Here is a 17,411-nt window from a genome sequence, read left to right on the forward strand (position 1 = left end):
GGGTTGTAATTAGGATGATAAATACGGGAAGGGGGTGGCTAGCATGCCAACAATTAACCAACTGGTTCGCAAGGGCCGTCAAGCTAAAGTTTACAAATCGAAATCTCCAGCTCTTCAAAAAGGTTTTAACGCTTTGAAACGTGAGGAGACCGACTTGAGCGCTCCGCAAAAACGCGGTGTATGCACTCGTGTAGGCACAATGACGCCGAAAAAACCGAACTCCGCACTTCGTAAATATGCTCGTGTTCGCTTGACGAACCGCATTGAGGTGACGGCTTACATTCCGGGTATCGGACATAACTTGCAAGAGCACAGTGTTGTATTGGTTCGCGGTGGACGGGTAAAAGACCTTCCGGGTGTACGTTACCATATCGTTCGCGGCGCACTTGATACCGCTGGTGTAAACAACCGGATGCAAGCTCGTTCCAAATACGGCACGAAGCGTCCTAAAGCAAAAAGCTAATTGATGCTCATGTTTTCGTAACATGACTCATGACTGAAGAAAGGGGGATATCCATGCCACGCAAAGGTCCAGTAACTAAAAGAGACGTGCTGCCAGATCCAGTGTATAACAGCAAGCTGGTAACTCGTCTGATCAACCGCATCATGTTGGATGGTAAAAGAGGTGTTGCTCAAAGCATCCTTTACAATTCGTTCAACATCATCAAGGAACGTACTGGTAATGATCCGATGGAAGTGTTTGAAGCAGCTATCAAGAACATCATGCCAGTATTGGAAGTTAAAGCTCGTCGTGTCGGTGGTGCTAACTACCAGGTTCCAATCGAAGTTAAACCAGAGAGACGTACATCCCTTGGATTACGTTGGCTCGTAAACTACTCCCGCAACCGCGGCGAGAAAACCATGGAAGAGCGTTTGGCGGCTGAGATCATCGATGCTTCCAACAACACAGGCGCTTCCGTTAAGAAACGCGAAGATACACACAAAATGGCTGAAGCGAACAAAGCGTTTGCTCACTACCGTTGGTAGGATTCAGCAACTAATTTTACACTTTAATTTTGAAGGGAGACTATTCGCATGGCGACAAGAGAGTTCTCCTTGAAAAATACACGTAATATCGGGATCATGGCGCATATTGATGCTGGTAAAACGACCACAACAGAGCGGATTTTGTTCTACACAGGCCGTACTCATAAAATCGGTGAAACCCATGAGGGTTCCGCTACTATGGACTGGATGGAGCAAGAGCAGGAGCGCGGAATTACCATTACTTCCGCCGCGACTACCGCTTCTTGGAAGGGTCACCGCGTTAATATTATCGACACCCCGGGGCACGTTGACTTCACAGTAGAAGTTGAACGTTCCCTTCGTGTATTGGATGGGGCAGTAGGTGTATTCAGTGCGAAAGAGGGCGTAGAACCTCAGTCGGAGACGGTTTGGAGACAAGCAGACCGTTACGGTGTACCGCGGATCGCATACGTAAACAAAATGGATATTATCGGTGCCGACTACTTGAACGTAGTTAAAGATATGAGAGAACGTCTGCAAGCGAACGCGGTAGCGATTCAGCTTCCGATTGGTGCAGAGAATGATTTCATTGGCATCATCGATGTTATCGAGGAAAAAGCCTTTATGTATAAGGATGACCTTGGTCAAAACATCGAAGAAACCGAAATTCCAGCAGAATTCAAGGATCAAGTGGAAGAGCTTCGCAACGAGCTTGTTGAGAAGGTAGCAGAACTTGACGAAGACTTGACAATGAAATATCTTGAAGGTGAAGAAATCACCATAGCTGAGTTGAAAGCTGCTCTGCGTAAAGGTGTTGTCGAAGTTAAGATCTTCCCAGTTATCTGTGGATCCTCTTACCGTAACAAAGGCGTTCAGTTGATGCTTGATGCTGTAATCGATTATTTGCCGGCTCCAACTGATGTTCCGGACATCAAGGGTACCCATGAAGATGGAACTGAAGCTATCCGGCATTCTTCCGATGAAGAGCCATTCTCGGCTTTGGCATTCAAAATCGCTACGGACCCTTATGTTGGTAAGCTGACATTCTTCCGCGTATATTCGGGTGTACTGCAATCCGGCTCTTACGTACTGAATGCAACTAAAGGCAAACGTGAGCGCATTGGTCGTATCCTTCAAATGCATGCGAACAGCCGTCAAGAAATTTCCGAAGTATTCGCCGGAGATATCGCAGCTGCCGTAGGTTTGAAAGATACGGGTACAGGTGATACACTATGTGATGAGAAGGACCCGGTTATCTTGGAGTCCATGAACTTCCCTGATCCGGTTATCGAAATCGCAGTTGAGCCTAAAACAAAAGCTGACCAAGATAAATTGGGTGTAGCTCTCGGTAAGTTGACTGAAGAGGATCCAACTCTTCGTGCACATACTGATGAAGAAACAGGCCAAACGATCCTGGCAGGTATGGGTGAGCTTCACTTGGACATTATCATCGACCGTATGCGTCGTGAGTTCAAAGTAGAAACCAACGTGGGTAAACCACAGGTAGCTTACCGCGAAACATTCCGTCAACCAGCTCGCGTTGAAGGTAAATTCGTTCGTCAGTCCGGTGGTCGTGGTCAATACGGTCACGTATGGGTTGAGTTCGAACCTCTGGAAGCAGGTAGCGGTAATCAATTCGAGAGCAAGGTTGTCGGTGGTTCTGTACCAAGAGAATACATTGGTCCAGCTCAACAAGGTATTGAAGAGCAAATGAAGAACGGTGTACTCGCCGGCTTCCCGCTTGTTGACGTTAAAGCAACCATCGTCGACGGTTCATACCATGATGTTGACTCCAATGAAATGGCGTTTAAAATCGCCGGTTCCATGGCTTTGAAAGCAGCTAAAGACAAGTGTAAGCCTGTCCTGCTCGAGCCTATTATGAAAGTTGAAGTTACCGTGCCTGAGGAATACATGGGCGACGTAATGGGTATGCTGAACTCCCGCCGTGGACGTATCGAAGGTATGGACTCCCGTGGTGGTACTCAAATTATCCGTGCGAAAGTACCTCTTTCCGAAATGTTCGGTTACTCCACTACCCTTCGCTCCGGTACACAAGGACGCGGTGTGTTCTCCATGGAAATCTCCCACTACGAAGAAGTTCCTAAGAATATCTCCGATGAAATTGTGTCCAAGATCAAAGGCGGAGAGTAATAACGTTTTACCTGCTGGATAGGAGGCGGGACCAACATCCCGTTAACTCCGCTTCCGGCCCAACATATATATCCCCTTAAGGAGGAATTGTTCAAATGGCAAAGGCTAAATACGAACGTACGAAACCCCATGTTAACATCGGTACTATCGGTCACGTTGACCATGGTAAAACAACTTTGACAGCTGCAATCACATCTGTATTGTCCAAAACTTACGGTGGTGCTGCAATGTCTTTCGATCAAATCGACAAAGCTCCAGAAGAGCGCGAACGCGGTATCACAATCTCTACTTCCCACGTAGAGTATGAAACTGACGCTCGTCACTATGCGCACGTTGACTGCCCAGGTCACGCTGACTATGTTAAAAACATGATCACTGGTGCAGCTCAAATGGACGGAGCAATCCTGGTTGTATCCGCAGCTGACGGCCCAATGCCGCAAACTCGCGAGCACATCCTGTTGTCCCGCCAAGTAGGCGTTCCTTACATCGTTGTATTCTTGAACAAATGCGACATGGTTGAAGACGAAGAGCTCTTGGAATTGGTTGAGATGGAAGTTCGCGACCTTCTGAACGAGTATGACTTCCCAGGCGACGACACTCCGATCACTCGTGGTTCCGCTCGTGAAGCTCTGCAAAACCCAGATGGCGAATGGGCACAAAAAATCGTTGAAATGTTCAAAACAATCGACGAGTACATCCCATTGCCTGAGCGCGACACTGACAAGCCTTTCTTGATGCCTGTCGAGGACGTATTCTCCATCACTGGTCGTGGTACCGTTGCTACAGGTCGTGTAGAGCGTGGTACGATCAAAGTTGGTGACGAGATCGAAATCGTTGGTATCGCTGAAGAAACTAAGAAATCCGTTGTTACGGGCGTTGAGATGTTCCGTAAATTGCTGGATTCCGCACAAGCTGGTGACAACATCGGTGCATTGCTTCGTGGTGTTGAGCGTACTCAAATCGAACGCGGTCAAGTACTTGCTAAGCCTGCTTCCGTTAAACCACACACGGAGTTCACAGCTCAAGTATACGTACTGAGCAAAGAAGAAGGCGGACGTCATAAGCCTTTCTTCACTGGCTACCGTCCACAGTTCTACTTCCGTACTACGGACGTAACTGGTGTGATCAACTTGCCAGAGGGTTCTGAAATGGTTATGCCTGGTGATAACATCACTGTAACGGTTAACCTGATCAACCCAATCGCGATTGAAGAAGGAACTAAGTTCTCCATTCGTGAAGGCGGCCGTACCGTAGGTGCTGGTTCCGTTGCTTCCATCATTAAATAATTAAGGCTTACGAATAGCCTTGAATATAGCAACAGTGTATTGTAACGAGCAACAATGTGATGTTCTGATAAAAGAGTCTGATCCTTTGGATCAGGCTCTTTTCTTTAGGGATCAGCCCCAATAATCTGATTACATTCTCTGATGGATATCAGTTATTTAATTCGAAACTTTCTATTATATAGAATAGAGAGTGCGTTACAATATGATATGCGAAAAGCGATGAAATCTATTAGCCAAGTTCTGCAACCTTCGGTTAAAGATGTAAATACATATTAATTATGAATTAGTGCTTGCAATACGCCTATCTTTTATATATAATAGTGAATGTTGTTCTGCGACGTTGCGATGATGTGAGAGGTTACCGACACACCCGGCCCCTTTGCCATGAGGTGGGTGGTTGGAAAATTTTCGCGGAGTATGTCCGATACCAAATTGGGCGATAGAAGGAGGGAATAAAATGGCAAAGCAAAAAATTCGTATTCGCTTGAAAGCATACGACCACAGAGTTCTTGATCAATCCGCTGAGAAAATTGTTGAGACAGCAAAACGTTCGGGTGCTGGTGTATCCGGTCCGATCCCGCTTCCAACTGAGAAACAAATAATTACCATTCTCCGTGCGGTGCACAAGTATAAGGATTCTCGGGAACAGTTCGAAATGCGTACACATAAACGCTTGATCGACATCGTGAACCCGACTCCACAAACTGTGGATGCCTTGATGCGCTTGGACCTGCCGTCCGGTGTAGATATCGAAATCAAACTGTAAGCATTGCATAATGAATTAGAGAAGAGAAAAGAGGTGTCAACATGAAAGGTATCTTAGGTAGAAAGCTCGGAATGACTCAAGTGTTTACCCCTGAGGGTGTTGTAATTCCTGTAACGGTTATCGAAGCAGGTCCTTGTGTTGTTCTTCAAAAGAAAGATCTGGAAAACGACGGATACGAAGCGATTCAAGTCGGTTTCTCTGATAAGAAAGAGAACAGATCTAACAAACCAGAAGCAGGCCATGCGAAAAAAGCAAACACTGCGCCTAAGCGCTACGTTCGCGAAATTCGCGGTGTTGACCTCGCGAGTGTCGAGGTTGGACAAGAGCTGAAGGCTGATGTCTTCGCAGAAGGCGAATTTGTTGACGTAACGGGTATTTCCAAAGGTAAAGGTTTCCAAGGTGTAATCAAACGTTGGGGCCAAAGCCGCGGACCAATGTCTCACGGTTCCCGTTATCACCGTAGACCAGGTTCCATGGGTTCGATCCAGGCAAACCGTGTTCCTAAAGGAAAACGCCTGCCAGGTCACATGGGCAATGAGACAGTTACGATTCAAAAGCTCGAAGTTGTCAAAGTCGACACAGAGCGTAACGTAATCCTTGTTAAAGGCTCCATTCCTGGACCTAAAAAAGGTTTCGTTCAAATCAAAGAAACGGTGAAGAAATAATCGCCTAAAGAAAGGAGGAACAAAGAATGCCTAAAGTAGCACTTTATAATGTCAGCGGTAGCCAAGTTGGCGAAGTAGAATTGAATGAAGCTGTGTTTGGCATCGAGCCGAACGTACACGTACTGCACAGTGCAGTGTTGTTGCAGCGCGCTTCCCTTCGTCGTGGTACCCACAAAGTAAAAGGACGTTCTGAAGTACGCGGCGGCGGACGTAAGCCTTGGAAACAAAAAGGTACTGGCCGTGCTCGTCAAGGTTCGATCCGTTCTCCACAATGGAAAGGCGGCGGTGTGGTATTTGGACCAACTCCGCGCAGCTACACGTTTAAACTTCCTAAGAAAGTTCGTCGTTTGGCTATCAAATCCGCATTGTCTTCCAAAGTGATTGACAACGCAATTATCGTATTGGATCAATTGACGCTGAATACGCCGAAAACGAAAGAGTTTGCTAACATCCTTAGCAACCTGAAAATAGGCCGTAAAGCTCTGATCGTTGCTCCAAGCTATGATGATAATGTAGCCCTTTCCGCACGTAATATTCCTGGTGTGAAATTCGTAGCGGCTGACGGCATTAATGTTCTTGACGTAATGTCGTACGATCAACTGATCATTACGAAGGAAGCAGTTCAGAAGGTAGAGGAGGTGCTCGCGTAATGAAAGACCCACGCGATATAATCAAGCGCCCGGTGATCACGGAACGTACGGCTGACTACATGGCAGAGCTGAAATATGCTTTTGAAGTGGATATCCGCGCTAACAAGACCGAGATCAAGCAAGCTGTCGAATCTATTTTTAAAGTTAAAGTATCGAACGTGAATACGATGCGTGTCCCTGCTAAACCAAAGCGTTATGGCCGTTATTCCGGTTACACAACCGAATGGAAAAAGGCGATCGTGACTTTGGCTCCAGACAGCAAACCGCTCGAGTTCTTTGAATCGGTTGAATAAGAATTTCTTAAGTAAGGAGGGAAAATTCAGTGCCTATTAAAAAGTATAAACCGACATCCCCGGCTCGACGCAACATGTCCGTGTCGACTTTCGAAGAAATCACCACGAATCAGCCGGAAAAATCGTTGCTGGCTCCGCTGAGCAAAACAGCTGGCCGTAACAACCAAGGTAAAATTACGGTTCGTCACCATGGCGGCGGACACAAGCGTAAATACCGTATCATCGACTTCAAACGGAATAAAGACGGCATTCCAGGTCGCGTTGCTACAATCGAATACGACCCGAACCGTACTTCCAACATCGCTCTGATTCACTATGTAGATGGTGAAAAGCGTTATATCATCGCTCCTAAAGGTCTGAAAGTTGGAGACCAAGTAGTATCTGGAGTAGGTGCTGACATCAAGATTGGTAACTCACTTCCACTGGAAAACATTCCAGTAGGTACCGTTATCCACAACATCGAATTGAAACCAGGTAAAGGCGGACAATTGGTTCGTGCTGCTGGTACAGAAGCTCAACTTCTCGGTAAAGAAGATAAGTACGTAACTGTTCGTCTTTCTTCCGGTGAAGTTCGCCGCATCCTGAAAGTTTGCCGTGCAACCATCGGTTCTGTGGGTAACCAAGACCATGAGTTGATCAAAATCGGTAAAGCTGGTCGTAGCCGCTGGCTTGGACAACGTCCTGAAGTACGTGGTGTGGTAATGAACCCTAACGATCACCCTCACGGTGGTGGTGAAGGCCGCGCTCCAATCGGACGTAAATCGCCTATGTCTCCATGGGGTAAACCAACCCTTGGTTACAAAACACGTAAAAAAGGTAAAGCTTCTGACAAATATATCGTTCGCCGCCGCACGAAGTAATGCGCGATTGTGCATAACTTCGTGACAGGCTCGAAGGTAACGAGACAATTTGGTGAAGGGAGGATTTCAATATGAGCCGTAGTTTGAAAAAAGGACCTTTTATTGACGGATATCTGCTCAAAAAAGTGGAGGACATGAACAGCGCAAGCAAAAAGGCTGTGATCAAAACCTGGTCCCGCCGCTCCACTATTTTCCCGCAATTTATCGGTCACACGTTCGGAGTATACGATGGCCGTAAACATGTACCTGTATATGTAACAGAGGACATGGTAGGACACAAGTTGGGTGAGTTCGCTCCAACTCGTACTTACAAAGGTCATGAAGATGATAAGAAAACAAGAAGATAATTAATGAAGCTCTTTGTTTGAGAGGAGGTTAAACATATGGAAGCAAAAGCACATGCTAGATCGATTCGTATTGCTCCTCGTAAAGCTCAACTCGTTGTTGACTTGATCCGCGGTAAGCAAGTGGGCGAAGCGATCGCAATTCTTCGTCACACTCCGAAAGCTGCATCTCCGGTTGTTGAGAAGCTTTTGAACTCGGCTATCGCAAACGCTGAGCATAACTACTCTTTGGATGTAACTAAATTGGTTGTGACGCAAGCTTATGTCAACCAGGGACCGACTATGAAACGTTTCCGCCCGCGTGCGATGGGACGTGCAAGCCGGATCAATAAACGCACCAGCCACATTACTTTGGTGGTAGCTGAAAAATAAGGAGGGAAAACGTGTGGGCCAAAAGGTAAATCCAGTAGGACTCCGTATCGGTATTATCCGTGATTGGGAATCCAAATGGTATGCAGGCAAAGACTTCGGTGATCTTTTGCTGGAAGACGTGAAAATCCGTGAATACCTGAAAAATAAATTGAAAGACTCCGCTGTATCTCGTATCGAAATCGAGAGAGCGGCTAATCGTGTGAACGTGACGATCCACACTGCGAAGCCTGGTATGGTTATCGGTAAAGGTGGTTCCGAAGTAGAAGTACTGCGCGGACAAGTGACTAAAATTGCCGGCGGTAAAAAAGTTCACATCAACATTTCTGAAATTAAAAACCCTGAGCTGGACGCTATTCTTGTTGCTGAAAGCATTGCACAACAGTTGGAACGTCGTGTGTCTTTCCGTCGTGCACTGAAACAAGCGATTCAAAGAACTATGCGCTCTGGAGCTAAAGGGATTAAAACATCGGTCAGCGGACGTCTTGGCGGAGCCGAGATTGCTCGTACGGAAGGCTACAGTGAAGGAACTGTTCCACTTCATACGCTTCGTGCAGACATCGACTATGGTACAGCAGAAGCGCATACGACTTACGGCCGTATCGGCGTGAAAGTATGGATCTATCGTGGAGAGGTTCTTCCTACGGCTAAGAAACAAGCTGCTCAGGAAGGAGGCAACTAATCATGTTGGTACCAAAACGTGTAAAACACCGCAAACAACAGCGCGGCCATATGAGAGGTCAAGCTAAAGGCGGTACTGAACTGAACTTCGGCGAATTCGGTCTGCAAGCTACAGAACCAGGCTGGATCACGAACCGTCAGATCGAAGCTGCTCGTATCGCGATGACTCGTTACATTCGTCGTGGCGGTAAAGTATGGATCAAGATTTTCCCAGATAAGCCGATTACTCAAAAGCCTCTCGAAGTGCGGATGGGTAGCGGTAAAGGTAACGTAGAGAAATGGGTTGCCGTTGTAAAACCAGGCAAGATCATGTTTGAACTTGGAGGCGTGTCCGAGGAAATCGCCCGCGAAGCGATGCGTCTCGCCGCTCACAAGCTGCCTGTTAAAACGAAGTTTGTGAAACGAGAAGAAGTGGGTGGTGAAGCAAATGAAAGCTAATGAACTGCGCAACTTAACCACTGCAGAAATCGAGCAAAAAATCGCCGGATTTAAAGAGGAACTCTTTAACCTCCGTTTTCAATTGGCCACAGGCCAGCTTGACAACCCGACTCGGATCCGTGACGTTCGCAAAGAAATAGCTCGTGCTAAAACCGTTATCCGTGAAAGAGAACTTGGGATTAGTTAATGAAACGGAACTCACTGTTCTGAATTCAGGAAGGAGGCTAACAAATGAGCGAAGAACGCAATGCTCGTAAAGTGCAAATTGGTAAAGTTGTCAGCGATAAAATGGATAAAACCATTGTTGTAGCTGTTGAAACTTATAAGAAGCATGACTTGTATCACAAACGCATTAAATACACGAAAAAATTTAAAGCGCATGATGAGAACAATCAAGCTCAAATCGGAGATACCGTTAAAATCATGGAAACTCGCCCTCTCTCCAAAGACAAGCGCTGGAGATTGGTAGAAGTGGTTGAAAAAGCGGTTATCATCTAAGATATGATCAGTTTTTGATGGAAGGAGGAAATTTAAATGATTCAACCATTTACACGTTTAGCTGTTGCTGACAACTCCGGTGCGAAGGAACTGATGTGTATCCGCGTATTGGGTGGTACTGGTCGTCGTACAGCTCAAATCGGTGATTTGATCGTATGTTCCGTCAAACAAGCAACACCAGGCGGCGTTGTCAAAAAGGGTGATGTAGTAAGAGCGGTAGTCGTTCGTACGAAGCGTTCTGTACGTCGTAAAGACGGATCCTACATCTCATTTGACGAGAATGCAGCTGTTGTTGTTAAAGACGACAGAAGCCCACGCGGAACTCGTATTTTCGGACCAGTTGCTCGCGAACTTCGCGAAAGAGACTACATGAAAATCGTTTCCTTGGCTCCGGAAGTAATCTAAATAACACCCCAAAAAGTGACGTAACTTTTCGGGAACCCGATAAATAGTTGAACTGGCTAGTCATAGGAGGTGTAACGAATGCCTAAAGTGAAAAAAGATCTGGAATCCCATAGCAACAAACTGCACGTGAAAAAGGATGATACTGTTATCGTCATCAGCGGTAAAGACAAAGGCAAAAAAGGCCGTGTCATCGCAGCGTACCCTCGTGAAAATCGTGTTTTGGTTGAAGGTGTGAACATGATCAAGAAGCACCAGAAGCCAAACCAAATGAACCCACAAGGCGGTATCATCGAGAAGGAAGCTCCGATCCATGTATCGAACGTTATGCACGTTGATCCGAAGAGCGGAAAAGTAACCCGTATCGGTTACAAAGTACTGGACAACGGTAAAAAAGTTCGCGTAGCAAAAAGATCCGGAGAAGTTATCGATAAATAAGACGGTTTAGAAAGGAGGTCCTTGAATCATGGCAGCAAGAATGAAAGAACGTTTTTTGAACGAAGTAACTCCTGCTCTGATGCAGAAGTTTAGCTATAAGACAGTAATGCAAGTACCAAAAATCGAGAAGGTTGTCGTCAACATGGGTGTAGGTGACGCTGTAGCTAACTCGAAGGTGCTTGATTCCGCTGTGAACGACATGCAGCTGATTGCTGGTCAAAAACCGGTTATCACCCGTGCGAAGAAATCCATCGCGGGATTCAAACTGCGTGAGAACATGCCTATCGGTGTGAAGGTAACACTGCGCGGTGAGCGTATGTACTACTTCCTCGACAAGCTGTTCAACGTTACACTTCCACGTGTACGTGACTTTCAAGGCGTGTCCACGAAAGCATTTGACGGACGCGGTAACTATACGCTCGGTCTGAAAGAGCAACTCATTTTCCCTGAAATTGAGTATGACAAAGTGGATAAAGTTCGCGGTATGGACATCGTTATCGTAACGACTGCTAAAACCGACGAAGAATCCCGTGAACTGCTTGCTCAACTGGGCATGCCTTTCGCGAAATAAGACGGTTGTCCTTTTCTCCGAAACTATTTAGGAGGTGTCAGGCTAAGTGGCAAAAACTTCGATGAAAGTTAAACAACAACGTACACCGAAATATAAAGTACGGGCATATACCCGTTGTGAACGTTGTGGTCGCCCACATTCGGTACTGCAGAAGTTTAAAATTTGCAGAATTTGTTTCCGTGAATTAGCTTATAAAGGCCAGATTCCTGGCGTGAAAAAAGCAAGCTGGTAAGAAGTTTATAAACGGGAAGGAGGTTTATCCTACATGACTATGTCCGATCCAATTGCAGATATGCTAACTCGTATTCGTAACGCGAACACGGTTCGCCACGAAACAGTAGAAATGCCTGCTTCGACGATTAAAAAACAAATCGCTGACATTTTGAAGCGTGAAGGCTTCATCCGTGATGCAGAGTTTGTGGAAGACAATAAACAAGGGATCATTCGTGTATTCCTGAAATATGGTTCCAACAACGAACGTGTAATCACAGGTCTGAAAAGAATCAGCAAACCAGGTCTTCGCGTTTACACGAAGAGCAACGAAGTACCTCGCGTACTTGGTGGTTTGGGTATTGCGATCATCTCCACGTCTAAGGGAGTTATGACCGACAAAGAAGCTCGTCAATCCAAAGCTGGCGGAGAAGTTCTCTGCTACGTATGGTAATCAACGTCACAAGATAGGAGGTGTAATGAATGTCCCGTATTGGTCGTAAACCAATTGCTATTCCTAACGGTGTGGAAGTCACACTGGATAACACTGTAATCACTGTAAAAGGACCTAAAGGTACCTTGACTCGTGAACTGCATAAAGACATGCAAATTACAGTAGAAAACAACGAGATCAATGTTGTTCGTCCTTCCGACAACAAAACACATCGCTCTCTTCACGGCACGACCCGCAGCGTTGTCTCAAATATGGTCAACGGTGTAACTGAAGGATTCTCGAAAAACCTTGAGTTGGTAGGTGTCGGGTACCGTGCAAGCAAAACCGGAGATAAAATCGTTCTGAACGTGGGTTACTCCCACCCAGTTGAAATTACACCGGAAGCTGGTATCGAATTCGAAGTACCAACAAACACAAAAATCACCGTTCGCGGTATCGATAAAGAGCGCGTAGGTGCATACGCAGCTAAGATCCGTTCCGTACGTGAGCCTGAGCCATACAAAGGTAAAGGTATTAAATACGAAGGTGAACGCATTATCCGTAAGGAAGGTAAAGCTGGTAAGAAGAAATAAGTTAGCTAACCGGGGTCTCACCTGGTGGATAACTTACTTCTTCTCCCATACTTACCCGATGCGTCTAAAAGCGAAGCTCTTAAGGCGAAACTGAAGGGAGGAAATGGAAACATGATCACGAAACAAGACAAGAACAAAGCTCGTCTGAAAAGACACCTGCGTGTCCGTAAGAAAATCCAAGGCACAGCAGAACGTCCACGTCTGAACGTGTTCCGTTCTTCGAAACACATCTATGCTCAATTGATCGACGATGTGGCTGGCGTGACTTTGGCATCAGCTTCTACGTTGGATAAAGAATTGGCTACTGATATCAAGAACGGCGGAAGCGTTGAATCCGCTCGTAAAGTCGGCGAACTCGTTGCAAAACGTGCTGCAGACAAAGGTTACAAAGTGATCGTATTCGATCGCGGTGGATACTTGTATCATGGACGTATTCAAGCACTTGCAGAGGCAGCTCGCGAGGCAGGCCTTGAATTCTAAGATATTTTCAAAAGGAGGTAAACGACTTGCGTGTAGATCCTAACACTTTAGAACTGACTGAAAGAGTAGTAAACATTAACCGCGTTGCTAAAGTTGTAAAAGGCGGACGTCGCTTTAGCTTTAGCGCACTGGTAGTTGTCGGTGATGGCAAAGGTTGGGTAGGAGCAGGTATCGGTAAAGCAGGCGAAGTACCGGATGCAATCCGCAAAGGTATTGAAGATGCTAAGAAAAACCTGATTCACATTCCACTTGTTGGAACAACTATTCCTCACCTCGTAACAGGTCACTTCGGAGCAGGCCGAGTATTGTTGAAGCCGGCATCTGAAGGTACTGGAGTTATCGCTGGCGGACCGGTTCGTGCAGTACTTGAACTGGCTGGCGTAGGCGACATTTTGACAAAATCTCTAGGTTCTTCGAACTCCATGAACATGGTCAATGCGACTTTGGAGGGATTGTCCCGCCTGAAGCGTGTTGAAGATGTTGCCAAGCTTCGCGGCAAATCCGTCGAAGAGCTGTTGGGTTAAGGAGGGAATCTCATGGCTAAACTTGAAATCACCCTCGTACGCAGCGTGATTGGTCGTCCAGAGGATCAGCGTGCAACCGTGAAAACACTCGGACTTCGTAAACTCAACCATTCCGTGGTTCAAAGCGACAATGCTGCAATTCGCGGAATGATCAAGAAAGTAAATCACCTGGTTTCTGTTAAAGAAATCGAAGGTTAATCCCGGGCAACGTATTCCCGGACATATTAAGGAGGTGCAACGAACGATGAAGTTACATGAGCTGAGCCCAGCACCTGGATCCCGCAAAGAGCGCAAGCGCGTTGGACGCGGTACTAGTAGTGGTACGGGTAAAACATCGGGTCGCGGTCACAAAGGACAAAACTCTCGTTCCGGCGGTGGTGTACGTCCAGGCTTCGAAGGTGGACAGAACCCATTGTACCGTCGTCTTCCGAAGCGCGGTTTCGTAAACCCAACTCGGAAAGAGTACGCGATTGTGAACATCGAAGAACTTAACAGCTTTGCAGCAGGTACTGAAGTGACTCCAGAAGTTTTGGTTGAGAGCGGTATTGTTAACAATACAAAGAGCGGAATCAAAATTCTTGGCAACGGTGAAGTTACCGTTTCTTTGACTGTAAAAGCTAATAAGTTTTCTCAATCTGCGGTAGAGAAGATCGAGGCTGCCGGCGGTAAAACCGAGGTGATCTAATGTTTAAGACCCTGAAAAATATATGGCGTGTGGATGACCTTCGCAAGCGTATTTTGTTCACCTTATTCGTTCTGATCATCTTCCGTATTGGATCATTTGTTCCAGTTCCCGGCGTTAACAAAGATGTTTTTAGCCAGACGAATCAGGCAGGCAATGAGTTGTTCGGTCTTCTTAACACGTTCTCGGGGGGCGCACTATCGCAGTTTTCGATCTTCGCCCTTTCGATATTTCCATATATTACTTCGTCCATTATCGTGCAGTTGTTGTCGATGGACGTCATTCCAAAGTTTGCGGAATGGAACAAACAAGGGGAACACGGGAAGAAGCAGTTGGCTCAAATTACTCGTTATGGTACGGTAATATTGGGATTGATTCAGGCGTTCGGTATGTCTGTCGGGTTTAACCGCCTGTATGGCATGGATATGGTGCCTGGAGCAACCACTATCGACTTTGTCGTGATCGCAATAGTGCTCACCGCAGGTACATCATTCTTGATGTGGCTCGGCGAACAGATTACAGAACGCGGAATCGGTAACGGTATTTCGATCATAATCTTTGGTGGTATCGCTGCTGGTATTCCAATGCACATTCGGACAACGATCGAATCGAATTTCATTCAGGATGGTCAAGTGTTTATGAACATTCTGAAGGGTGTTATCATCCTTCTGATTTTGATTTTGATCATTACCGGTGTTGTATTCATTCAGCAAGGTATCCGTAAAATTCCGGTTCAATACGCGAAGCGTGTTGTAGGAAACAAAATGTACGGCGGACAGAACACACACATTCCACTCAAGATTAACGGTGCAGGCGTTATCCCGGTAATCTTTGCGATGTCATTGCTGCAATTCCCGGTTATCCTAGCCAGCTTCTGGGCACACATGAATTGGGCGAAGTGGATTACGGCGAACCTGGCTTATGACAGCCCGCTTGGAATGGTACTGTATGTACTCATGATCATTGGTTTCACGTTCTTCTACACCTTCGTGCAGATGAACCCGAACCAAATGGCTGATAATATGAAGAAGAACGGCGGCTATGTTCCGGGCATTCGTCCTGGTAAAGCTACCGAGAAGTATCTGACTCGGGTTATGACCCGTCTGACCATGACAGGAGCGTTGTTCCTGGCCGTGATCTCCGTACTTCCGGTGTTCTTTGGATCACTTGCAGGTCTTCCTCGTACGGTTCAGATCGGTGGTACTTCACTCTTGATCGTCGTCGGTGTTGCACTGGATACGATGAAGCAGATCGAAAGCCAACTGATCAAACGTCACTACAAAGGTTTTATCAATAAATAGGCGATAGGTTCCGGCGAGTGGTCTGTATCGCTTCCCGGCGCCTATTGTGTTGTTCTTGCTAGTCAATCAAGGGGAGGGAGTGACGTAAGGTGAACATCTTATTCATGGGTCCTCCTGGGGCAGGAAAAGGGACGCAAGCAGAAAACATCGTGAATGAATTCGGTATTCCTCACATTTCAACGGGCGATGCATTTCGTCTCGCGATCAAACAAGGAACTCCCATCGGGATTAAAGCGAAGGAATTCATGGATCAAGGTCTGCTGGTACCGGATGACGTAACGATTGGTATTGTGGAAGAGCGTCTGCAGCAGTCCGATTGCGAAAAAGGTTTTTTATTGGACGGTTTTCCAAGAACCCTTTCGCAAGCGGAAGCGCTGGATGACATTCTCGCCCGCTTGAATACTGGACTCGATCACGTCATCAACCTGAAAGTTGATCGGGAAAAGCTTCTGGCTCGCCTTACTGGCCGCCGGATTTGCAAAAACTGTGGTTCGACTTATCATGTGATCTTTAATCCTCCTAAACAGGAAGGCATTTGTGATAAATGCGGCGGCGAATTGTACCAGCGCTCCGATGATAACGAAGAGAGCGTCGGCATTCGTTTAGACGAATATATCAACAAAACAGCACCACTCCTCACGTTTTATGAGAACAAAGGTCTTTTGCGTCAAATCGATGGTGATCAGGAAATCGACGCGGTTTCATCACAAATTGCGTCTATACTGAGAGGTTAAGTATAATGATCATTTGTAAATCCGAAACGGAACTGAGCTTGATGAGAGAAGCAGGAAGGATCGTGGCAGAATGCCACAAACTCCTTGCCGCTCATGTAGAACCGGGCATTACGACCGGGGAACTTGACCTTATGGCCGACAAGTTCATTCGAAGCCAAGGCGCTGTGCCATCTTTTAAAGGCTACAACGGATTTCCTTCCAGCATTTGCGCATCAGTCAACGAAGAATTGGTGCATGGATTTCCAGGCAAACGCAAATTAATCGAGGGTGATATCGTTACGTTTGATATCGGTGCACAGTACCAGGGTTACCATGGTGACTCGGCATGGACCTACGCGGTAGGAGAGATTTCCGAAGAAGCCCAGCGTCTGCTGGACGTAACGGAAGGATCGCTCTATGCTGGACTTGCGCTAATCAAACCCGATGTCCGCTTGTTTACAATCTCTCATGCCATACAGCGTCATATCGAGGATGCAGGTTTCTCTGTCGTCCGGGAGTACGTTGGTCATGGTGTGGGTACCGAACTGCATGAGGATCCGCAAATTCCGAACTATGGCATCCCTGACCGTGGACCAAGACTCAAACCGGGCATGGTGCTCGCGATCGAGCCGATGGTCAACGCGGGTAAGCGGAATGTCAAGACGCTGGAAGACAACTGGACGGTTGTAACGGTAGACGGCTCACTATGTGCTCACTTCGAGCATACGGTAGCAGTCACGCCGGATGGCATGGAAATTTTGACGAAGCTGCCGGAATAGGGTGATGAAATTGAATAATGAACTCACGCTTCAACCCGGTCAGATTGTTAAGATACTGAAAGGCAGAGATGCCGGACAGTATGCCGTTACCGTTTCGATTGAGGACAGCAGGTTCGTGTGGATCGCGGATGGGGACAAACGCAAGTTTGACGGGGCCAAGAAGAAGAACGTTCTTCATCTTGAACCTCAATCCTACATTAGCAGTGAAGTGGTAAACAGTTTGCAAGAAAGCGGTCGGGTTACAAACGGTAAACTGCGTTTCGCACTGGACCGGTTTGTATCCGATAAATCCAAGGCAGATCAGAAAGGAGACTAACT

29 protein-coding genes are annotated in these 17,411 nt (G+C 46.6%); all 29 read left to right on the forward strand.

Translation table 11 applies throughout. The features are described 5' to 3' along the window. Nucleotides 1-43 precede the first annotated feature (43 nt). On the forward strand, nucleotides 44-463 hold the full coding sequence (gene rpsL, locus ACOZB4_RS31385) for a 30S ribosomal protein S12 (RefSeq protein ID WP_006212930.1): 420 nt from the start codon (nucleotides 44-46) through the stop codon (nucleotides 461-463). 53 nt (nucleotides 464-516) lie between these two features. Next, nucleotides 517-987, forward strand: a complete 471-nt coding sequence (gene rpsG, locus ACOZB4_RS31390) for a 30S ribosomal protein S7 (RefSeq protein ID WP_006212929.1) — start codon at nucleotides 517-519, stop codon at nucleotides 985-987. A 48-nt stretch (nucleotides 988-1,035) separates the two neighbouring features. Then, nucleotides 1,036-3,117: an elongation factor G gene (gene fusA, locus ACOZB4_RS31395; RefSeq protein WP_339268319.1), complete on the forward strand. Its 2,082-nt coding sequence runs from the start codon at nucleotides 1,036-1,038 to the stop codon at nucleotides 3,115-3,117. A 95-nt stretch (nucleotides 3,118-3,212) separates the two neighbouring features. Next, the gene (gene tuf, locus ACOZB4_RS31400; protein ID WP_076326226.1) at nucleotides 3,213-4,403 is read left to right on the forward strand and encodes an elongation factor Tu; all 1,191 of its coding nucleotides are present in this window, start codon (nucleotides 3,213-3,215) and stop codon (nucleotides 4,401-4,403) included. 457 nt (nucleotides 4,404-4,860) lie between these two features. Beyond that, nucleotides 4,861-5,169, forward strand: coding sequence for a 30S ribosomal protein S10 (rpsJ, locus tag ACOZB4_RS31405; protein ID WP_006212922.1), 309 nt, complete (start codon nucleotides 4,861-4,863; stop codon nucleotides 5,167-5,169). A gap of 41 nt (nucleotides 5,170-5,210) precedes the next feature. After that, a complete protein-coding gene (rplC, locus tag ACOZB4_RS31410; protein ID WP_076326225.1) occupies nucleotides 5,211-5,834 on the forward strand; it encodes a 50S ribosomal protein L3 in 624 nt (207 codons plus the stop codon). Between the two features lie 26 nt (nucleotides 5,835-5,860). Further along, entirely contained in the window at nucleotides 5,861-6,484 is a 624-nt protein-coding gene (rplD, locus tag ACOZB4_RS31415) for a 50S ribosomal protein L4 (protein WP_076326224.1), read from the forward strand. Next, nucleotides 6,484-6,777 (forward strand): 50S ribosomal protein L23, encoded by a 294-nt coding sequence (gene rplW / locus ACOZB4_RS31420; RefSeq protein WP_006212919.1) that lies wholly within the window; start codon nucleotides 6,484-6,486, stop codon nucleotides 6,775-6,777. The genes rplD and rplW overlap by 1 nt, the downstream gene beginning before the upstream one ends. Nucleotides 6,778-6,806: 29 nt before the next feature. Further along, nucleotides 6,807-7,637: a 50S ribosomal protein L2 gene (gene rplB / locus ACOZB4_RS31425; protein ID WP_076326223.1), complete on the forward strand. Its 831-nt coding sequence runs from the start codon at nucleotides 6,807-6,809 to the stop codon at nucleotides 7,635-7,637. A gap of 71 nt (nucleotides 7,638-7,708) precedes the next feature. Continuing rightward, nucleotides 7,709-7,984, forward strand: coding sequence for a 30S ribosomal protein S19 (gene rpsS, locus ACOZB4_RS31430; RefSeq protein ID WP_023964919.1), 276 nt, complete (start codon nucleotides 7,709-7,711; stop codon nucleotides 7,982-7,984). Nucleotides 7,985-8,020: 36 nt separating this feature from the next. Next, on the forward strand, nucleotides 8,021-8,353 hold the full coding sequence (gene rplV / locus ACOZB4_RS31435) for a 50S ribosomal protein L22 (RefSeq protein ID WP_015737624.1): 333 nt from the start codon (nucleotides 8,021-8,023) through the stop codon (nucleotides 8,351-8,353). Between the two features lie 13 nt (nucleotides 8,354-8,366). Further along, nucleotides 8,367-9,032 carry a 30S ribosomal protein S3 gene (rpsC, locus tag ACOZB4_RS31440; protein ID WP_006212915.1) on the forward strand — a complete coding sequence of 222 codons (666 nt, stop codon included), beginning with the start codon at nucleotides 8,367-8,369 and terminating at the stop codon, nucleotides 9,030-9,032. A gap of 2 nt (nucleotides 9,033-9,034) precedes the next feature. Beyond that, a complete protein-coding gene (gene rplP, locus ACOZB4_RS31445; protein WP_009589221.1) occupies nucleotides 9,035-9,469 on the forward strand; it encodes a 50S ribosomal protein L16 in 435 nt (144 codons plus the stop codon). Next, nucleotides 9,459-9,656 (forward strand): 50S ribosomal protein L29, encoded by a 198-nt coding sequence (gene rpmC, locus ACOZB4_RS31450; protein ID WP_007132561.1) that lies wholly within the window; start codon nucleotides 9,459-9,461, stop codon nucleotides 9,654-9,656. The genes rplP and rpmC overlap by 11 nt, the downstream gene beginning before the upstream one ends. 44 nt (nucleotides 9,657-9,700) lie before the next feature. Beyond that, entirely contained in the window at nucleotides 9,701-9,967 is a 267-nt protein-coding gene (gene rpsQ, locus ACOZB4_RS31455; protein WP_009589223.1) for a 30S ribosomal protein S17, read from the forward strand. 36 nt (nucleotides 9,968-10,003) lie between these two features. Next, complete coding sequence (rplN, locus tag ACOZB4_RS31460) at nucleotides 10,004-10,372, forward strand: 50S ribosomal protein L14 (protein ID WP_006212911.1); 369 nt, start codon at nucleotides 10,004-10,006, stop codon at nucleotides 10,370-10,372. Nucleotides 10,373-10,450: 78 nt separating this feature from the next. Beyond that, the gene (gene rplX, locus ACOZB4_RS31465) at nucleotides 10,451-10,807 is read left to right on the forward strand and encodes a 50S ribosomal protein L24 (RefSeq protein WP_076326222.1); all 357 of its coding nucleotides are present in this window, start codon (nucleotides 10,451-10,453) and stop codon (nucleotides 10,805-10,807) included. Nucleotides 10,808-10,835: 28 nt separating this feature from the next. Beyond that, nucleotides 10,836-11,378, forward strand: a complete 543-nt coding sequence (gene rplE, locus ACOZB4_RS31470) for a 50S ribosomal protein L5 (RefSeq protein ID WP_076326221.1) — start codon at nucleotides 10,836-10,838, stop codon at nucleotides 11,376-11,378. A gap of 46 nt (nucleotides 11,379-11,424) precedes the next feature. After that, complete coding sequence (locus tag ACOZB4_RS31475) at nucleotides 11,425-11,610, forward strand: type Z 30S ribosomal protein S14 (protein WP_074961883.1); 186 nt, start codon at nucleotides 11,425-11,427, stop codon at nucleotides 11,608-11,610. A gap of 33 nt (nucleotides 11,611-11,643) precedes the next feature. Next, nucleotides 11,644-12,042 carry a 30S ribosomal protein S8 gene (gene rpsH / locus ACOZB4_RS31480; protein ID WP_006212908.1) on the forward strand — a complete coding sequence of 133 codons (399 nt, stop codon included), beginning with the start codon at nucleotides 11,644-11,646 and terminating at the stop codon, nucleotides 12,040-12,042. A 29-nt stretch (nucleotides 12,043-12,071) separates the two neighbouring features. Continuing rightward, nucleotides 12,072-12,614 carry a 50S ribosomal protein L6 gene (gene rplF / locus ACOZB4_RS31485; protein ID WP_076326220.1) on the forward strand — a complete coding sequence of 181 codons (543 nt, stop codon included), beginning with the start codon at nucleotides 12,072-12,074 and terminating at the stop codon, nucleotides 12,612-12,614. Between the two features lie 111 nt (nucleotides 12,615-12,725). Next, nucleotides 12,726-13,094 (forward strand): 50S ribosomal protein L18, encoded by a 369-nt coding sequence (gene rplR, locus ACOZB4_RS31490; protein WP_076326219.1) that lies wholly within the window; start codon nucleotides 12,726-12,728, stop codon nucleotides 13,092-13,094. 26 nt (nucleotides 13,095-13,120) lie between these two features. Then, nucleotides 13,121-13,618, forward strand: coding sequence for a 30S ribosomal protein S5 (rpsE, locus tag ACOZB4_RS31495; protein ID WP_009589212.1), 498 nt, complete (start codon nucleotides 13,121-13,123; stop codon nucleotides 13,616-13,618). A gap of 12 nt (nucleotides 13,619-13,630) precedes the next feature. Continuing rightward, nucleotides 13,631-13,816 carry a 50S ribosomal protein L30 gene (gene rpmD, locus ACOZB4_RS31500; RefSeq protein ID WP_076326218.1) on the forward strand — a complete coding sequence of 62 codons (186 nt, stop codon included), beginning with the start codon at nucleotides 13,631-13,633 and terminating at the stop codon, nucleotides 13,814-13,816. 46 nt (nucleotides 13,817-13,862) lie between these two features. Next, nucleotides 13,863-14,303, forward strand: a complete 441-nt coding sequence (gene rplO, locus ACOZB4_RS31505; RefSeq protein ID WP_006212903.1) for a 50S ribosomal protein L15 — start codon at nucleotides 13,863-13,865, stop codon at nucleotides 14,301-14,303. Further along, nucleotides 14,303-15,601, forward strand: a complete 1,299-nt coding sequence (gene secY, locus ACOZB4_RS31510) for a preprotein translocase subunit SecY (RefSeq protein WP_379415305.1) — start codon at nucleotides 14,303-14,305, stop codon at nucleotides 15,599-15,601. The genes rplO and secY overlap by 1 nt, the downstream gene beginning before the upstream one ends. 89 nt (nucleotides 15,602-15,690) lie before the next feature. Further along, nucleotides 15,691-16,335, forward strand: a complete 645-nt coding sequence (locus tag ACOZB4_RS31515) for an adenylate kinase (RefSeq protein WP_009589204.1) — start codon at nucleotides 15,691-15,693, stop codon at nucleotides 16,333-16,335. Between the two features lie 5 nt (nucleotides 16,336-16,340). Beyond that, nucleotides 16,341-17,093, forward strand: coding sequence for a type I methionyl aminopeptidase (gene map / locus ACOZB4_RS31520; RefSeq protein WP_076326216.1), 753 nt, complete (start codon nucleotides 16,341-16,343; stop codon nucleotides 17,091-17,093). Nucleotides 17,094-17,097: 4 nt separating this feature from the next. Then, the gene (locus tag ACOZB4_RS31525) at nucleotides 17,098-17,409 is read left to right on the forward strand and encodes a hypothetical protein (RefSeq protein WP_379415371.1); all 312 of its coding nucleotides are present in this window, start codon (nucleotides 17,098-17,100) and stop codon (nucleotides 17,407-17,409) included. Nucleotides 17,410-17,411 lie beyond the last annotated feature (2 nt).

It is taken from the genome of Paenibacillus sp. NPDC058898 (assembly GCF_049316025.1).
Taxonomy (GTDB): Bacteria; Bacillota; Bacilli; order Paenibacillales; family Paenibacillaceae; genus Paenibacillus_AQ.

Bases quoted from the DNA above. Each gene is read 5' to 3' on its own strand.
- rpsL (WP_006212930.1), top strand. From the start codon at position 44: ATGCCAACAATTAACCAACTGGTTCGCAAGGGCCGTCAAGCTAAAGTT.
- rpsG (WP_006212929.1), top strand. From the start codon at position 517: ATGCCACGCAAAGGTCCAGTAACTAAAAGAGACGTGCTGCCAGATCCA.
- fusA (WP_339268319.1), top strand. From the start codon at position 1,036: ATGGCGACAAGAGAGTTCTCCTTGAAAAATACACGTAATATCGGGATC.
- tuf (WP_076326226.1), top strand. From the start codon at position 3,213: ATGGCAAAGGCTAAATACGAACGTACGAAACCCCATGTTAACATCGGT.
- rpsJ (WP_006212922.1), top strand. From the start codon at position 4,861: ATGGCAAAGCAAAAAATTCGTATTCGCTTGAAAGCATACGACCACAGA.
- rplC (WP_076326225.1), top strand. From the start codon at position 5,211: ATGAAAGGTATCTTAGGTAGAAAGCTCGGAATGACTCAAGTGTTTACC.
- rplD (WP_076326224.1), top strand. From the start codon at position 5,861: ATGCCTAAAGTAGCACTTTATAATGTCAGCGGTAGCCAAGTTGGCGAA.
- rplW (WP_006212919.1), top strand. From the start codon at position 6,484: ATGAAAGACCCACGCGATATAATCAAGCGCCCGGTGATCACGGAACGT.
- rpsS (WP_023964919.1), top strand. From the start codon at position 7,709: ATGAGCCGTAGTTTGAAAAAAGGACCTTTTATTGACGGATATCTGCTC.
- rplV (WP_015737624.1), top strand. From the start codon at position 8,021: ATGGAAGCAAAAGCACATGCTAGATCGATTCGTATTGCTCCTCGTAAA.
- rplP (WP_009589221.1), top strand. From the start codon at position 9,035: ATGTTGGTACCAAAACGTGTAAAACACCGCAAACAACAGCGCGGCCAT.
- rpmC (WP_007132561.1), top strand. From the start codon at position 9,459: ATGAAAGCTAATGAACTGCGCAACTTAACCACTGCAGAAATCGAGCAA.
- rpsQ (WP_009589223.1), top strand. From the start codon at position 9,701: ATGAGCGAAGAACGCAATGCTCGTAAAGTGCAAATTGGTAAAGTTGTC.
- rplN (WP_006212911.1), top strand. From the start codon at position 10,004: ATGATTCAACCATTTACACGTTTAGCTGTTGCTGACAACTCCGGTGCG.
- rplX (WP_076326222.1), top strand. From the start codon at position 10,451: ATGCCTAAAGTGAAAAAAGATCTGGAATCCCATAGCAACAAACTGCAC.
- rplE (WP_076326221.1), top strand. From the start codon at position 10,836: ATGGCAGCAAGAATGAAAGAACGTTTTTTGAACGAAGTAACTCCTGCT.
- rpsH (WP_006212908.1), top strand. From the start codon at position 11,644: ATGACTATGTCCGATCCAATTGCAGATATGCTAACTCGTATTCGTAAC.
- rplF (WP_076326220.1), top strand. From the start codon at position 12,072: ATGTCCCGTATTGGTCGTAAACCAATTGCTATTCCTAACGGTGTGGAA.
- rplR (WP_076326219.1), top strand. From the start codon at position 12,726: ATGATCACGAAACAAGACAAGAACAAAGCTCGTCTGAAAAGACACCTG.
- rpmD (WP_076326218.1), top strand. From the start codon at position 13,631: ATGGCTAAACTTGAAATCACCCTCGTACGCAGCGTGATTGGTCGTCCA.
- rplO (WP_006212903.1), top strand. From the start codon at position 13,863: ATGAAGTTACATGAGCTGAGCCCAGCACCTGGATCCCGCAAAGAGCGC.
- secY (WP_379415305.1), top strand. From the start codon at position 14,303: ATGTTTAAGACCCTGAAAAATATATGGCGTGTGGATGACCTTCGCAAG.
- map (WP_076326216.1), top strand. From the start codon at position 16,341: ATGATCATTTGTAAATCCGAAACGGAACTGAGCTTGATGAGAGAAGCA.
- ACOZB4_RS31525 (WP_379415371.1), top strand. From the start codon at position 17,098: ATGAAATTGAATAATGAACTCACGCTTCAACCCGGTCAGATTGTTAAG.